This window comes from Methylobacillus methanolivorans (genome assembly GCF_054588515.1).
Genome location: NZ_BAAILT010000004.1, coordinates 108,618 through 124,538 on the forward strand (window position 1 = coordinate 108,618; position 15,921 = coordinate 124,538).

13 protein-coding genes are annotated in these 15,921 nt (G+C 55.3%); all 13 read left to right on the forward strand.

Going from position 1 to position 15,921, the window contains the following annotated elements; all coding sequences use genetic code 11:
- Positions 1-70: 70 nt before the first annotated feature.
- The 13 genes from LG202_RS10435 to LG202_RS10495 all read left to right on the forward strand — a co-directional run bounded on the left by LG202_RS10435 (position 71) and on the right by LG202_RS10495 (position 15,879).
- A complete protein-coding gene (locus LG202_RS10435) occupies positions 71-697 on the forward strand; it encodes a hypothetical protein (protein WP_230348386.1) in 627 nt (208 codons plus the stop codon).
- On the forward strand, positions 698-1,858 hold the full coding sequence (locus LG202_RS10440; protein ID WP_230348387.1) for an efflux RND transporter periplasmic adaptor subunit: 1,161 nt from the start codon (positions 698-700) through the stop codon (positions 1,856-1,858).
- The gene (locus LG202_RS10445) at positions 1,840-3,801 is read left to right on the forward strand and encodes a MacB family efflux pump subunit (protein ID WP_459724802.1); all 1,962 of its coding nucleotides are present in this window, start codon (positions 1,840-1,842) and stop codon (positions 3,799-3,801) included. The genes LG202_RS10440 and LG202_RS10445 overlap by 19 nt, the downstream gene beginning before the upstream one ends.
- Before the next feature lies 1 nt (position 3,802).
- Positions 3,803-5,188 carry an efflux transporter outer membrane subunit gene (locus LG202_RS10450; protein WP_230348389.1) on the forward strand — a complete coding sequence of 462 codons (1,386 nt, stop codon included), beginning with the start codon at positions 3,803-3,805 and terminating at the stop codon, positions 5,186-5,188.
- A 174-nt stretch (positions 5,189-5,362) separates the two neighbouring features.
- Complete coding sequence (locus tag LG202_RS10455; RefSeq protein ID WP_230348390.1) at positions 5,363-6,280, forward strand: tetratricopeptide repeat protein; 918 nt, start codon at positions 5,363-5,365, stop codon at positions 6,278-6,280.
- A 97-nt stretch (positions 6,281-6,377) separates the two neighbouring features.
- Positions 6,378-6,878 (forward strand): sigma-70 family RNA polymerase sigma factor, encoded by a 501-nt coding sequence (locus LG202_RS10460; protein WP_230348391.1) that lies wholly within the window; start codon positions 6,378-6,380, stop codon positions 6,876-6,878.
- Between the two features lie 11 nt (positions 6,879-6,889).
- A complete protein-coding gene (locus LG202_RS10465) occupies positions 6,890-7,849 on the forward strand; it encodes a FecR domain-containing protein (protein WP_230348392.1) in 960 nt (319 codons plus the stop codon).
- Between the two features lie 110 nt (positions 7,850-7,959).
- A complete protein-coding gene (locus LG202_RS10470; protein WP_230348393.1) occupies positions 7,960-10,416 on the forward strand; it encodes a TonB-dependent siderophore receptor in 2,457 nt (818 codons plus the stop codon).
- A gap of 27 nt (positions 10,417-10,443) precedes the next feature.
- Positions 10,444-11,589, forward strand: a complete 1,146-nt coding sequence (locus tag LG202_RS10475; RefSeq protein WP_230348394.1) for a PepSY-associated TM helix domain-containing protein — start codon at positions 10,444-10,446, stop codon at positions 11,587-11,589.
- Entirely contained in the window at positions 11,586-11,762 is a 177-nt protein-coding gene (locus LG202_RS10480; RefSeq protein WP_230348395.1) for a hypothetical protein, read from the forward strand. The genes LG202_RS10475 and LG202_RS10480 overlap by 4 nt, the downstream gene beginning before the upstream one ends.
- 91 nt (positions 11,763-11,853) lie before the next feature.
- The gene (locus LG202_RS10485) at positions 11,854-12,381 is read left to right on the forward strand and encodes a sigma-70 family RNA polymerase sigma factor (RefSeq protein ID WP_230348396.1); all 528 of its coding nucleotides are present in this window, start codon (positions 11,854-11,856) and stop codon (positions 12,379-12,381) included.
- Positions 12,381-13,364, forward strand: coding sequence for a FecR family protein (locus tag LG202_RS10490; RefSeq protein ID WP_230348397.1), 984 nt, complete (start codon positions 12,381-12,383; stop codon positions 13,362-13,364). The genes LG202_RS10485 and LG202_RS10490 overlap by 1 nt, the downstream gene beginning before the upstream one ends.
- 79 nt (positions 13,365-13,443) lie before the next feature.
- Positions 13,444-15,879 carry a TonB-dependent siderophore receptor gene (locus LG202_RS10495; protein WP_230348398.1) on the forward strand — a complete coding sequence of 812 codons (2,436 nt, stop codon included), beginning with the start codon at positions 13,444-13,446 and terminating at the stop codon, positions 15,877-15,879.
- Positions 15,880-15,921: the final 42 nt, after the last annotated feature.

Sequence of the window (15,921 nt, forward strand, 5' to 3'; positions counted from 1 at the left end):
TTTCATTCTCGCGTGTCATTACTAGTAAGAGCGCATTTTTTACTCGCGCAATAACGAGAATGGAAAACACATGACGACACGACAATCCTTGATCGGCCGCTGGGCAATTGCAGCGACGGCCTTGCTTGCCAGCTTTAGCGCCAGTGCAAATTACCTTTGGCTGGAGCCAATGCAAGGTGGTGCAACAGCATACCTCGGGCTTTATGAATCTGCGCGACTGGATACTGCTGCTCTAAGCGCTATTCGCAGCCTGCTGGCAGATGGCAAAGAAGTGGCGACCAAGGTGGACGGTGAGCGTGTGCAGGTAATGGCACCCGAAGGTGGCGATCTTCGATTAACCGCCCAAGCGATAGGTCAGGACAAAGTCCTGCATTTTTACCAGGCCAAGCTAGGACGTAGTGAAACCAAGGCCGTGAATGATCTTGAACTAGTGCCGACGGAGGCTAACGGTACCACGTTCAAACTGGTGTGGAAGGGCAATGCCGTGGCAGCTTCTCAGGTCAATGTCAGCACTAGCGAGGGCTGGGTGCGTACCTTGAAGCCAGCAGAGGATGGCACGGTGACACTGACAACGCCATTCCCTGGTTTGTATATCCTTGAAGTCACTGCGCGCGTGAACGGCAGCGTGACGCACCAAGGCACCAAATACACCGATGTGCGGCATACTGCGACATTAAGTTTCGAGGTTAAGCCCTAAATGCGCCGGCGTAATATTGCGCTGCTAGCGATTGTGCTGGTAGTGGTGGGTACTGTTTGGCTGACCCATACTCAGGACCCTGCCGATATATTCGAGATCGAAACGGTCAAGCGTGGCAATATCGAGCATAACGTCACGGCCATTGGTACCTTGCAGCCGCGCAGCTATGTTGATGTGGGTGCACAGGTGTCTGGCCAGATTCTGGCCCTGCATGTGCAGCCTGGCGATGTGGTAGAAAAAGGTCATCTACTCGCGGAGATCGATCCGCGCGTGCCACAGGCTACGGTGGATGCGGGGCGCGCGGCGTTGGCTGGCTTACAGGCCCAGCTGCAAGAGCAGGAGGCGCAATACGTGCTCGCCAGCCAACAGCATGAACGCCAGCAGCAGATGCAAGCCGAGGGCTCGACACGAACCGAGGAAGTGCAGCAGGCACAGGCCACCCTGAAAACTGCGGCAGCGAGAATCAACAACCTCAAGGCACAAATCGACCAGACGCAATCCACGTTGCAGGGGAATGAGGCCCTGCTTGGTTTCACTAAGATTTATGCACCGATGTCCGGTACGGTGGTGTCCATTGAAGCCAAGACCGGGCAGACCCTCAATGCGACCTATCAAACCCCTACCCTGTTGCGGATTGCTGATTTGTCCACCATGACGGTGTGGACGGATGTTTCCGAGGCTGACGTGCGCCATGTAAAGCCCGAGATGCAGGTTTATTTCAAGACCCTGGGCGCTGATGATCGTCGCTGGAGCAGCACGGTGCGCCAGGTGTTGCCTGCGCCACCCAAGCCTGAAGGCGCAAGCACTTCCAGTACACAAACGCCTAGTAGCAATAAAGTGGTGTTATATACCGTGCTCTTTGATGTGGATAACACCGATGGCGAGCTAATGCCGCAAATGACAGCGCAAACTTCCTTTATCGTGGCAGCGGCTACAGAGGTGCTGACTGCACCTATTTCGGCGCTGACAGAAGTGGATGCCAAGGCAGGCAAATACAAGGCGCGCGTGCTGCACAAGGATGGCAAGGTGGTCTGGCATGAAGTCACCACAGGGGTGCATACCCGTTTGCGTAGCCAAATTTTATCTGGTCTCGCGGAAGGCGATCAGTTGATCACTGCGGACAAAGCGCCCAAGCCCAGCCCGTGGAAGTTCCAGTTTTGAGTGACCGCCTGCCCTTGATCTCCTTGGTGGATATCCGCAAGCACTATGGCGGCGGAGATAAGCCACGGGTGGAAATCCTGCATGGTATTTCACTGGACATCCAAGCCGGTGAGTTTGTGGCGATTGTCGGAACTTCTGGCTCAGGAAAATCCACCTTGATGAATATCCTCGGCTGCCTGGATAAACCTAGCTCCGGACACTACGATTTTGCCGGACGTAATGTGGCCGATATGGATGCCGACGAACTGGCTTGGTTACGCCGTGAGGCATTTGGCTTCGTGTTTCAGAGTTATCACCTGATCGCCACCGAGACCGCGCAGGAAAACGTGGAAATCCCCGCGCTTTATGCCGGCATGCCAGAGCGCGAGCGTGCAGAGCGTGCCCAGGCCTTGCTCACGAGGTTGGGGTTAGGCGAGCGCCTGCACTATCGTCCCAAGCAATTATCCGGCGGACAGCAGCAACGTGTATCGATTGCGCGGGCACTCATGAATGGTGGTCGTATCATCCTGGCGGATGAGCCTACTGGTGCGTTGGATTCGCGTAGCGGTGAAGAGGTCATGCGCCTGCTCAACGAGCTGGCTGATGCAGGCCATACCATCATCCTGATTACGCATGACCGCGATGTGGCCGCCAATGCGCGGCGCGTGATCGAGATTCGCGATGGCCATGTCATCAGCGATACTGGCGTATTGCAGCCCTCCTTGGTAAACACTGCGCCTGCATTCAGGCTGGAAGCGGATGCCAGCAAGGTAGCCTGGCGTGGCGATATGCTAGAGGCATGCCGCGCCGCCTGGCGGGTGATGTGGGTCAACCGCTTCCGCACGGCCCTGACACTGCTGGGCATTATCATCGGTGTGGCCTCGGTGATTGTCATGATGGCCGTCGGCATGGGAACCAAGGAGCGCGTGGTGGCTGAGCTGGGTGCTTTTGGCACCAACCATATTTACGTCAGGCCCAAGCACGAAAGCTCAAAGGTGCCGGGCCGTGGCATCAGTGTGGGCGACCTTGAAGCCATTGGTGATATTCCACAGATCACCTACGTGTTGCCTAATCTTTCCGGCAACAAGGTGGTGCGTTATGGTAACCAGGATGTGCAAACCCGCATCAAGGGCTCAGGCGCGGCCATGGCACGTATGTTGAACTGGCCGGTGGAAAAAGGCTCTTTCTTTAGTGAGGAAGATAACCAGCGCATGGCGACAGTGGCCGTCATCGGCCCGCGTCTGGCGCAGAACCTGATGCCGGATGTGGAAAACCCGGTGGGCGAGACTGTCCTGATCGGCAACGTGCCTTTCCAGGTGATTGGGGTGCTGGTTTCAAAAGGGGCGGTGACGGGAGACCAGAGCGACGACGACTTGGTGGTCATTCCCTATTCCACTGCCAGCATGCGGGTGTTCGGTGAGCGTGACCCCTCCTACGTCACCTTGGAAGTGGGAGACATGAAGCAAATTGATGCGGTGGCAAAAGCCGTGGATGATGTGCTGTTTTCCCGCCACCAGATCCGAGATTATGGGATGGAGAACGCCGCTGGTTGGATTGCCGCCCAGGCCAAGACGCAAGACAGTATGGGCATGATGCTGGCCTTGATTGCCGTGATTTCCCTCCTCGTCGGGGGTATAGGCGTGATGAATGTAATGCTGATGACCGTACGTGAACGTACGCGCGAAATCGGCATACGCATGGCGACCGGTGCCCGCCAGCGTGACATCCTGCAACAATTTCTCACCGAGGCGGTACTGGTGACCACGGTTGGCGGCGTGACTGGCGTGCTATCCGGCCTGGCGATAGGCGTCATCCTGGTGTTCTGGGGCATGCCTGTCATCTTTTCCCTGAGTGCCATTATCGGCGCTTTCTTCTGTTCCGTGATTACCGGGCTGGTCTTTGGTTTCATGCCTGCACGCCAGGCAGCCAAGCTTGACCCTGTGGTTGCCCTTGCCAGTGAGTGACATGAAAGTCCTGCGTTTATTCCTATTATTGTTATTGACTGCCTGTACCCACGTTACCCCGCCGCAGTTGCAGCCGGAGGATGGGCTGCACAATCTACCTGACCAATGGCGTAATAACGCTAGCGTAGCCGAGGCCGCTCATGCGCCTGATCAGGATTGGTGGCAGTCATTTGGTAGCCAAGCGTTGGCAGGCATGGTGCAACAAGCCCAACTGGAAAGCTACGACATTGCCGCTGCGATTGCGCGTGTTGAGCAGGCGCAGCATTTGGCGGTGGTGGCCGGTGCGCCCCTGCTGCCGGAGGTCTCTGCCTCCGGCAATATCGGTCGCCAGCAACGGCTGGGAGGAAGCAGCGATGCTAATCGCCTGAGCACCTATTCCGCTGGGCTGCTCGCTAGTTACGAAATTGATTTTTGGGGCAAGAACCGCGCTGCCTACCAAGGCGCATTGAGTAATCTCCGCGCCAGTGAGTTTGATCGTGACAGCATGCGGGTAACCCTGGGTGCTAATGTCGCCATCAGCTGGATAGAGGCCATCGGTTTGGCTGAGCGTGTCGAGATTGCCCGGCATAACCTGGAGAATGCTGAGCGGGTATTAGCCCTGGTGGAGTCACGCTACCGTGCTGGCGCTGCGACTGCGATTGAGCAGGCCCAGCAACAGGGCTTGGTGGCAAGTCAGCGCCGTACCGTGGCCTTGTTACAACAACAGCGAGGTAATACCGAGGCAGCATTGGCCACGCTGATGTCACGTCCACTGGCTGAGCTACCGTTGGTGGCTGCCAGTGTGCGAGAGTTGCAGCCTCCACTGAGCGATGCCGGGGTGCCTTCTGTGCTGTTGACCCGCCGACCTGATATAGCCTTGGCAGAAGCCAGGTTGCTCGCTGCCGATGCCAATATCCAGGTGGCACGTGCCGCCATGCTGCCAAGTATTCGCTTAACTGGTGGTGTTTCTACTGCAAGTGAGCACTTGCGTGATCTATTTGATGCCCCGCTGTATAACCTAGCAGCCGGGTTGGCTGCACCTATCTTCAATGCGGGCCGTCTGGCAGCCCAGCGTGACGTTGCGATTGCGCGCCGCAAGGAACTGCTGGCGAATTACCGCCAGGCTATTATTGCCGCATTGAGCGATGTAGAGGCGGCGCTCAACCGTATTGCCGGATTGGAACAGCAGGCCATTGCGCAAACTCTGGCGCTGGAAAATGCCGAGCGTGCTTTTGTCCTTGCCCAATCCCGCTACCAAGCCGGGGCAGAAACCATGCTGACGATGCTGGATACGCAACGTACCCTATTCACTGCGCAAGATATGGATTTGCAATTGCGCCAACAACGCCTGCAGGCCTCTGTGGATCTTTATCGCGCCTTAGGCGGTGGCTGGCAACGCTCGCAGTAGAGGCTTGAATGCAAACCGATGTGAAGGGGCGCATTTGCTAGCTCGCCCTTTTGGTTGCCTCAACGTGTTGCATGCCTCGCCCGACGCTAAGAGGGTCTTGTCGAGATTACGCGGGATTGCCTGACGTGATTTGGTGTATAGTCATCCTCTGATTCATTCCTATTCTCAATCAGCATGTCTGCCAGCAGCTCCCAAGCCATTACTCCTGAACACCTGCACAACATCAGCGCAGAAGAGCTAAAGCGTCAGCTTGCAAGCGATCCGCGAGAGGCGATGCAATGGATACTGGCCTTGGCTGAACAAGGCGAGCCAGAAGCACAAGCCTTGCTTGGACAGGCTTACCTTGACGGGCATGGCCTGGAGCCAGACCCCAGGCAGGCCAGAATCTGGTTTCGCAAGGCTGCGGAAGCGGGCCATCTGTTCGGGATGAACATGCTGGGACGAGCTTACGATCAAGGCTGGGGCGGCCCGGTGGATTATGCCTGTGCTGCGTACTGGTTTCGCATGGCGGCCAATCAGGGGCTGGATTGGGGCATGTATAACTATGGACACCTGCTGTTGCATGGGTTGGGCGTAGAGAAAGATGAGCCACAAGCGTTCGACTGGTATAACAAGGCCGCCGAGTTAGGCCACGCCAAGTCATTGGGCGTGATCGGCAGGTTTTTCGAGGAAGGCTGGCTGGGCGAAAAAGACCTGGAAAAAGCTTTCGACTATTATCGCTGCTCTGCAGAGGCAGGCGATTTTCGTGGGCAATACAACTATGCCCTGATATTGCTGGAGCGCACCCAAGTCGAGAATTCATTGCACTGGATGCGTATTGCGCTGCTCAATGCGCATCTGGCGTTTTCCCGCACCATGGCAGCCAATTTGCTCCGACACCCTCACCCGGCTTTACGCCAAGTGGGCATGGAAGCCTTACACAAATGCGCACAACAAGGTGATGAGGGGGATGGGTATACATACGCTAAGCGCTTGTTAAGCCAGCAAGACATCATGAGCCTCTCCCTGGGGCGCTGGTGGCTGCGCTGCGCAGCACGTCAGGGCCATGTGCAGGCGCAACAAGAAACTTCCCTTCACATCATTCTCAGCTGAACATCCTGGTCGCCATTGATTGCCATCTAGATATAATTAGCTAATAATAAGAATGATTTTTCTTTAATTCCGGCCGGTGTCCAGCCACCGCTTTACTGTGCCCGCTAAGAATCCCATCATCTCCAACCTAGTGCACCAGCTTTATAGCAGCCATCATGGCTGGCTTTATGCATGGCTGCGCAAGAAGCTGGGTTGCCAGCATATTGCAGCCGACCTAGCACACGATACCTTTGTCCGGCTGATGGTGGCCGGCAAGGCTCCCTTGCCCGAGCAGTCGCGTGCCTATCTCACCCAGATCGCCAAGGGCCTGGTGGTTGATCTTTACCGCCGGCGTCGCCTGGAGCTAGCTTACCAGGAATGGCTGCTGCAATTGCCGTCGACGGACGCCCCCTCTCCGGAAGACCAGGCGATTGTCCTGCAGAGCCTCGTCCAGCTGGACCAAGTGCTGGATCAATTGCCGTGCAAGGTTCGCCAAGCGTTCCTGCTTTCGCGTTTTGATGGCCTCACCTATACCGAAATTGCCGTCCAGCTCGGGGTGTCGGTTGCAGCGGTGCGCAAGTATATGCTCAAGGCCGCGCAAGCCTGCATGGGGTTGTGATGGAGCACGGGATGGCTGCTACACCAATGCTTCAACATGAAGCGCGGTTGCGACAACAAGCGCTGGAATGGCAGGTTGTCTTATGGTCAGGGGAGGTGACAGCCGACGAGCAGTCCGATTTTGACAATTGGCTGGCGGCCAGCGACTTGCACCGCCAAGCATGGAGTGAAATAGCGGCCATAGAGCGAAAACTGCAATTGATCCCTGCCCAAGCAGTTGAATTACTGAAAGACAAACCCGACTCGACGAAGCGCCGCCGGTTATTGCAACTGCTAGGCCTGGCGGCGGCGACAGGCGGTACGGTGCCCATCGTGCGTAACAGCGATGCGTGGCAGGCCTGGAGTGCAGACCATCACACGCACGCTGGCGAGCAGCAGCAGCTTGCCCTTTCAGATGGCAGCCAGTTGTTCCTTAATACCTCGACAGCGGTCGATATCGAATTCAATTCCCGCGAACGTCGGCTGATACTGCATCATGGCGAGATGTACGTCAGGACTGCGGCAGACGCCGGGCAGTCTGTGCGTCCTTTCCTGATACAAACTCGCCATGGCGTTGCCCAGGCGCTTGGCTCTAAGTTCAATGTGCGCCTGAAGCAGGAAGAAACACGGGTTTCGGTGCACGAAGGCGTGGTGCAAATCCAGCCACGCCTAGGGTCCAGTCATAGGCTGGAGCACGGTTTCCAGGCTGGATTTTCCACCCACGGGTTCACAGCTACTACGCCCAATGGCAATGAGCTTGCGTGGCTAGAGGGCAAGCTGGTGGCGGAACATGTGAGGCTGGGGGATTTCCTGGATGAATTGGGGCGTTATCGTCGGGGCACGATCCATTACGATGCAAAAGCGGCCGACATGGTGGTTTCCGGTGTTTTTCCCTTGCCTGATACAGACAGGATACTGGAGTCGCTATTGCAGGCATTGCCTCTGCGCATCAGCTATTTCTCGCGTTATTGGGTGTCGGTACATGCCTTGTGATTGGTAGGAATGCGAGCTGAGGTAAAAAATCTAGGGCAAGCGTAGCACTTTTGTTTTTTCGTTCGGGATAGCAGTGAACACTTCTATTTCTGAACGAAGGAATTATCAATATGTTGAAGCACGCCAATCTATCGGACCGGGTACAAGTCGCGGATGTTTTTCGTATGAGCAGGCTTGCAGGCCTGTTATTGCTCTCTGGCTTGGCCAGTATGGCTTTGATACCCGGCGCTTACGCCGAAACCACACAGCCGGGCCAGGCCGCCAGGGCGTTCAATATCCCGGCCGGCAAGCTGGATCAGGTGTTGAATGCCTATGCCAAGGAGACTGGTATCTTGCTGGTGATCGACGGTAAATTGACCGAAGCCAAACAAAGCCGCGGCTTGAATGGCGCATACAACTTGCGCCAAGGCCTGGAGGCTATCCTGGCAGGTAGCGGTTTGCAGGCGGTGGTGCAGGATAACGGTAGTTACAAGTTGCAAAAAGCGTTGCAAGCCTCGCGCGCAGTCGGAGAGTCAACGGCGACCTTGCCAGAGGTGGCAGTATCGGCCAGCGCCGAGCAGGCCGATGGATTAAGCCAGGCATATCCCGGCTTGCAGGTGGCACGTGGCGGGCGCGCAGGCCTGCTGGGGCAGCGCGACTTCATGGATTTGCCATTCAATGTGACCAACTACACCTCGACTGTGATTGCTGATCAACAGGCACGCAGTATCGGCGATATCTTGCAAAATGACCCTTCGGTCAGGCAAGCCAGCGCACGCACCAACATTAATGAAGATTTTTCTATTCGTGGCTTCACCGTTGCAAGCCAGGATATTGCATTGAATGGCATGTATGGCCTGATGCCTTACTTTAGAGTGCCGATCGAAATGGTCGAGCGGGTTGAAGTATTGAAAGGTCCCAGTGCCTTGCTCAACGGCATGCCGCCAAGTGGGAATGTAGGCGGCAGTATCAATGTCGTGCCCAAGCGCGCTGCTGATCAGCCGCTGACCCGCTTCAGTGCAAATTACATGTCGAATTCTGTCTATGGCGGCCATGCTGACCTGGGCCGCAGGTTTGGTGAAAACAATGAGTTCGGAGTTCGCCTCAATGGCGCCTATCGCAAGGGCGATACGCGGATTGATCAGCAAGGTGTTGAGGAAATCGTTGGCAGCCTGGCACTCGATTACCGTGGCGAGCGCCTGCGCCTATCGGCAGATATCCTGCACCAGGAAGAAACGCTGGATGTGGTGGTCAGGCAGTTTACTGTTGGGACCAATCTGACGCGTATACCTGGCGCACCAGATAATCAGCTGAGTTATCCCGGCTATGGGCGTTCCAAGATGAAGGACCGTAGCATGGTGTTACGTGGCGAGTACGATATCAATGACCAGGCGACGGTCTATGCGGGTTTTGGTAGCCGCAGAAGTGAAATGGACGCGGTAGCCGGCAATCCTTCCCTGAACGGAGCGGACGGCAGTTACAGCTCGGCGGCCGCCTGGCAGATATTCGATGTCAGCTCAAGATCAGCAGAGGCCGGCGGCCGATTCAAGTTTTCAACCGGGCCGGTTGGACACCTGGTGAGCGTAGGCGCAACGCAAGTCACGCAGAATGCAGACATCCACTTCGTTGGCGTTGGAGCGCTGATCAATAACAACATCTATGCACCGATCTACAGCGATACCCCCAGCACTTCAGGCTTGAACGGCAAGGCCTTGAAATATACCACCATGGAGCTGACCAGCTATGCAGTGGCAGATACCCTGTCTTTCCTGGACGAGCGCTTGCAAATCACCCTGGGGGCCAGGCACCAGAATGTAGAGCAACAGAGTTATGCCATAGGGACAGGCCAGAAGTCTGGCGTGGGCTACGACAAAGGTGCGGTCACGCCGGTGGCGGGGATAGTATTCAAGCCCGCAGAAAACCTGGCGTTGTATGCTAATTACATCGAAGGCTTGAGTCAGGGACAGGTGGCTCCAGTGGGCACAAGCAATGTCGGGCAGATTTTCTCTCCTTATAAAACCAAACAGAAAGAAATCGGGGTGAAAGTGGATTGGGGCCGCATTGCAACCACTGCCAGTCTCTATGAAATCGAGCGGCCCAGTGCCATCACGACCGGGGGAGAATACCGGGTCAGTGGTGAACAGCGTAACCGTGGACTGGAGCTGAATGTGTTTGGCGAAGTGGCCGCAGGTGTGCGCTTGCTGGGTGGTGGGTCATACAATCAGGGCAAGTTGACCAAGACGCAAAACGGTTTGTACGATGGCAACACCGCCATCGGGGTGCCGGATTGGCAAGTTAATCTGGGCAGCGAATGGGATACCACATTTGCACAAGGCCTCACGCTGACAGCCCGGGTGATCTACAGCAGCAAACAGTACGTAAATCAGGCCAATACGCTCTCTATTCCCAGTATCACCAGGTTCGATATAGGTGCCCGCTATAAGACCGTGCTTAACGACACCCCATTGGTATTGCGCGCTAATATTGAGAATCTGTTCGACCGGGATTATTGGAATGCCTCCAATGACGGCTATCTGTATATTGGCACGCCACGTACCCTGCTACTGTCCGCCACCGTTGATTTCTAGCAGCATGGGTTGCCTTAAAGGAGCAGCATGAGCATCAGAAAGTGGTATCTCGTACATAAGTGGACCAGCCTGGTTTGCACGGCATTTTTGTTGATGTTGTGCATTACCGGCCTGCCCTTGATCTTTCACGAAGAGATCGAGCATCTTTCCGGCGTGGTGGAAGCACCGCCCATGCCTGAGGATACGCCATACGCCAGCCTGGACCAGGTGGCGGATGCGGCGCGCAAGCAACGCCCGGGCGATGTCATCCGCTTTATGTTCTGGGAGCAGGACGAGCATCCCCATGTGACGCTGGTATCGATGGCAGCCTCCATGGATGCGCCTCCGGATGAAGGCAAGATCGTGCTGATCGATAGCCGCACGGCCAAGGTGCTGGATGAGCCGCCGCCTGATCGCGGCTTTATGTACGTGATGCTCAAGCTGCACGTGGACATGTTTGCCGGCTTGCCCGGCATGCTGTTCCTCGGTTTCATGGGCCTGCTGTTCGCAGTGGCGATCATCTCCGGCATCGTGCTGTATCACCCTTTCATGCGGCGGCTGGATTTCGGCACTATCCGGCGCGAGAAGCAAGCGCGCCTGAAGTGGCTGGATGTGCACAACCTGCTGGGCGTTGCCACCCTGGTCTGGGCACTGGTGGTAGGCCTGACCGGCACCATCAATACCCTGAGCCAGATCGTGATCTTCATCTGGCAAAGCGACCAGATGGCGCAGATGACGGCGCCTTACAAAGGCTTGCCGGCACCTAAAACACTGGGATCGCTGCAAGCCTCGATGGAGACGGCCCAACAGGCCATTCCCGATATGCACACGAGTTTTGTTGCCTTCCCCGGCAGCATGTTTTCCAGCCCGCACCATTACACCGTGTTCATGAAGGGCAATACCCCGGTGACCTCGCGCTTGCTCAAGCCCGCGCTGGTGGATGCGCAAACGACGAAGCTGACCGATGCGCGTGAGATGCCTTGGTACGTCAAGACCCTGTTGCTATCGCAACCCCTGCATTTTGGCGATTACGGCGGCCTGCCATTGAAGATTATCTGGACCTTGCTGGACTTGATCACCATCGTGGTGTTGGGCAGCGGCCTTTATCTCTGGCTGCAACGCCGCAAGCAGACTGAAAAACGCATCAGTGAGTTGGAGCAAAAGCATGCTGCCATGGCAGGAGGCAAGCCATGACCAAGCGATTCATGCAGATATGGGGTTGGCCTATCATCTTGGCATTGCTAACCACATTCGGCTTGTTGGCGGCCTTGCTGGGAATTGGCCTCTGGCATTGGCTATCCTGGGTAGCATTGTCAGTGCCTATTGGGGTGATTGGGCATTATTGGTCCAAGCCGGGCAACAAGTAGTATTTGCTCGCATGGCTTGTGCAAACGACATGGCACAGAATAAAATGAGAATTGTTTTTATTAATAATTTCTGCTTTTATCCTGTCGCGTCATGCCTACGTCCCCGCTATCAACCACACAGCGCCTGAGTGAGCTCTATGTTCATCATCATGGCTGGCTGTTTGCCTGGCTACGCAAGAAGCTGGGTTGTCCGCATGAGGCGGCGGATTTAGCGCAGGACACCTTTATTCGCATCCTGGCATCGCGTGACGCATTGTTCAATATGCAGGAACCCCGCGCCTATCTCACAACCACCGCCAAGCATCTGCTGCTCAATCAGGCCCGACGTCGTGCTGTCGAGGAGGCTTACCTGGCTGAGGTGTTAGCATTGGGCGAGGATCATGCGCCTTCTGCCGAGCAAGTGATGGCAGCCATTGAGGCGCTGGAGCAGATCAGCCAGGCATTACTGGGGTTGGCGCAGAAGCCGCGAGAAGCCTTCCTCATGCGTTATCTCGATGGCATGTTGCATGCGGAGATTGCTCAGCATCTTGGTGTGTCGACCAAAATGGTACAAAAATACCTGATCAATGCCTTGGTACATTGTCATGCGGCCGTGGGTGCGTCGATGGAGGCAGATTGATGGCATCCGTGGCAGAAGAGGCGGCGGAATGGTTACTGCGCCTTGAAGAAGAGCCTAGTGATGCTGCGCTATTAGAGCAGTTTCAGCGCTGGCAAGCGCAAGACCCTGCCCATGCGCTAGCTGTGAAGCACATGCAGGGACTGATTGCCCAATTGGAAGGCCTGCGCCCGCAATCCGGCATTGCCCATCAGGCGCTGGAGGCAGGCATCACGCAACAGCATCGCCGCAAGCAGCTCAAGCGAGGCGTCAATCTTATTGCTACTGCGCTGGTGCTGGCGTTGCCCTTCGGGATGTTGCTACAGCACTATCCACTTGCCTATTGGCTTTCTGATTTGCGGACCTCTACTGCCGAGTGGCAATCCGCGCAATTGCCGGATCATAGCCAGATTACCCTGAGCGGGCACAGTGCTGTGGATGTGGATTTCACCGCGCAGGCCCGCACCATTCACCTGCGCCAGGGAGAAATCCTGATTGACGTTGCCAAGGATGCGACGCGGCCTTTTGTCGTCAACACTGCACATGGCAGTGTCACCGCGCTGGGCACTCGCTTTGTGGTGAGTGAAGATGGACAGGCGACAGCAGTCGCCATGCTGGAGTCCCGCACCAAGGTAGCGACAATGCCATCAACAGCTCAACAAAGCGCGGTAGTCACACAAGGGGAAGCCATCAGGATCACCTCGCAGGGCTTGGGCCAGATTCATGTGATAGACCCTGCCAGCATCAGTGATGCCTGGAGACTGCATCAACTGGTGGTGCAAGACCAACCCTTGTCCGAGGTGCTGGCAGTCTTGGCACGCCATCGCAAAGGTTACCTGCATTTCAATGCTGAGGCATTCGCCCATTATCAAGTCACGGCCGTATTGCCGCTGGATGATACCGACAAGGCGCTGCAACTGCTGAGTGAAAGCTTCCCGGTCAGGGTTAAACGCTTCACGCCATGGATTGTCACTGTGCAGAATATTTCAGTGACTGATTCTCATTAAATTTCTATTTCCTGGTTCCAGTTTCAGGTTGCCAAGTGTCTTGGTAATTGAAACCGTTTATCAGGGAGTAAAACACAACATGCAACTATCCATTCAACCAGGCTTCCGGTTGGCGCCTCTCGTGCTCGCCGTCCAGTTGACCTGTCTGCCTATCCTGTTCGCCAGCAGCACCCTTGCCAATGCAGAGACGCTTGCTGCCACGCAGCAATACGACATTCCTGCAGGGCCATTAGCAGCGGCGTTGACGCGCTTTGCGCAACAATCCGGAGTGGCGATCTCTGTTGATGCTAATGAGATCAAGCCGTTGCAAAGCCCGGGCTTGAAGGGCAGCTACAGCATTGACGATGGCTTTAACAAAATACTCGCAGGCACGGGCTACGGCGCTGAGAAAACATCAGCAGGCTATGCCTTGCGCAAAGTATCGGCAGTTCGTGAAGACACTAGCCGTGGCGCCTTGCCTGAAGTAAGCGTCACCGCGAGCAAAACCCGTGAATCACGTGCCACAACAGAAGGCACAGGCTCCTATGCCGCGCGCGCCGCTACCATAGGAAAAGGTGAGCAATCACTACGGGATATTCCCCAATCCGTGAGCGTGGTGACGCGCCAGCGTATGGATGAGCAGAACCTGACCACGCTGGATAATGTGCTGATGCAAACGACGGGCGTGACGCGCCAAGCGCGTAATTATGGGCACAGTGTCTATTATTCGCGTGGTTTTGCCATCGGTAACTATATGACTGATGGCGTCCCAATGGGGGATTACGGCGGTATTGGCTTGATGCCGGATACTGCGATACTGGATCGCGTGGAGGTGATGCGTGGTGCGCCGGGGTTGCTGATTGGTAATGGTGATCCGGGCGGCACCGTGAATATGGTGCGCAAACGTCCTTTGGCAGAAAAGCAGATACAGCTAACTGCACGTGCTGGGAGTTGGGATTATTATCGTCTGGATGGAGATGTCACTGGCCCTCTAAATGATGCTGGCACCTTGCGTGGCAGGCTGGTGGCAGGGTATGAGGATAGGCATTATTTTGTCGATGATGCGCAAAGCAAGATACCGCTGCTATACGGCATTATCGAGGCCGATTTGGGCAAGGATACCGTGGCTGCGTTTGGCGTACGATACCAATCCTATAGGCAAGATGGTGGACGTTGGATTTCTGGCTTGCCTCGATCCACTGATGGTAGTGACTTGAAGTTGTCTCGCTCGACTTCACTGGGGCCTAGCTGGACCAGCTTTGACAGTGAAATGAAGGAGGTATTTGCTGACCTGACACATCATTTGAATGATGACTGGAAAGTAAAGCTGAGCGCTAATTACCAGAATAGCAATCGTCAGGATGCGCCGATGTTGCACAATCGTGCCGCTGTTGACCCGAACACCATGACGGGCTTGGCATTGCGGGGTATTGATTATGAAGATGTGCAATACCGCAATACAGGGGTAGATGCGCAACTCAATGGCAAGTTTTCTGCCTGGGGTCAGCAACACGAGATGTTTGTCGGTGCTAATTGGCAGCGCAACAAGTATGCCTACAAGTACCTGACGACGCTTTACTCGACGCCTATTCCTATCAACCTGAATCAGTACAGCCTATCTTCCATACCAAGAATCTATCGGGGTGATTACAACTCATTTGGTTCAAGCATAACGACTACCCAAGGTTTTTATGGCAATGTCCGGTTACAAATCATAGACGACCTGAAGCTGATTCTGGGTGGGCGCGTGAGTTGGTATGAATATGAAGAGGGAGCAACCCATTACAAACAAACGCATGAAGTGACGCCTTATGCAGCCCTGATTTACAAGCTGGATGATCGTTGGTCTTTGTATGGTAGCTATACCGATATATTCCAGCCCCAGAGCAGCAACTATACGGCCACCAATAATGCATTGTCTCCGGCCATGGGGAAGAATTATGAGGCCGGTATCAAGGGCGAGCTTTATGGCGGCAAGCTGAATACCTCATTGGCAGTATTCCGGATTGATCTGGAAGATGTTGCCTTGGTTGATCCATTTAATCGAGGTGCCTGCCGTGGAGGTAACGATTGCTATATCAATGCCGGCAAGCAAAAAAGCCAGGGCCTTGAAGCCGAGATTAACGGCGAGATATTGCCAGGCTGGCAGGCTTTTGCTGGTTATACCTACAATGTATCCAAGTATGTGAAAACGGCAAATGGGGCTACTGATGGTACGCGTTTGGGGGGTGACCATAATCCACGCCATTTGCTGAGAATGTGGCAAACCTACCGCTTGCCTGGTGACTGGGAAAAAGTCACGCTAGGGGGAGGTGTTACCTTGCAAAGTGAAACCAATACTGCGTTTGGGACCGTCAAGTATCAGCAATCTGGGTATGCTGTATGGAATGTGTTTGCCAGTTATAAAGTGGATGAGCACTGGACAGCTGCGCTCAACATAAACAACCTGTTTGATAAGCGCTATTACACTACGCCTAGCGGTGCTATATATGGTGAGCCACAAAGCGCCATGCTGACCTTACGCGGTAATTTCTAACGCGTCACTCGCGGCAGTTCTTCTATCAGCAGGCCGCAGGCG

Bases quoted from the DNA above. Each gene is read 5' to 3' on its own strand.
- LG202_RS10440 (WP_230348387.1), top strand. From the start codon at position 698: ATGCGCCGGCGTAATATTGCGCTGCTAGCGATTGTGCTGGTAGTGGTG.
- LG202_RS10490 (WP_230348397.1), top strand. From the start codon at position 12,381: ATGGCATCCGTGGCAGAAGAGGCGGCGGAATGGTTACTGCGCCTTGAA.
- LG202_RS10455 (WP_230348390.1), top strand. From the start codon at position 5,363: ATGTCTGCCAGCAGCTCCCAAGCCATTACTCCTGAACACCTGCACAAC.
- LG202_RS10470 (WP_230348393.1), top strand. From the start codon at position 7,960: ATGTTGAAGCACGCCAATCTATCGGACCGGGTACAAGTCGCGGATGTT.
- LG202_RS10480 (WP_230348395.1), top strand. From the start codon at position 11,586: ATGACCAAGCGATTCATGCAGATATGGGGTTGGCCTATCATCTTGGCA.
- LG202_RS10485 (WP_230348396.1), top strand. From the start codon at position 11,854: ATGCCTACGTCCCCGCTATCAACCACACAGCGCCTGAGTGAGCTCTAT.
- LG202_RS10435 (WP_230348386.1), top strand. From the start codon at position 71: ATGACGACACGACAATCCTTGATCGGCCGCTGGGCAATTGCAGCGACG.
- LG202_RS10475 (WP_230348394.1), top strand. From the start codon at position 10,444: ATGAGCATCAGAAAGTGGTATCTCGTACATAAGTGGACCAGCCTGGTT.
- LG202_RS10465 (WP_230348392.1), top strand. From the start codon at position 6,890: ATGGCTGCTACACCAATGCTTCAACATGAAGCGCGGTTGCGACAACAA.
- LG202_RS10450 (WP_230348389.1), top strand. From the start codon at position 3,803: ATGAAAGTCCTGCGTTTATTCCTATTATTGTTATTGACTGCCTGTACC.
- LG202_RS10495 (WP_230348398.1), top strand. From the start codon at position 13,444: ATGCAACTATCCATTCAACCAGGCTTCCGGTTGGCGCCTCTCGTGCTC.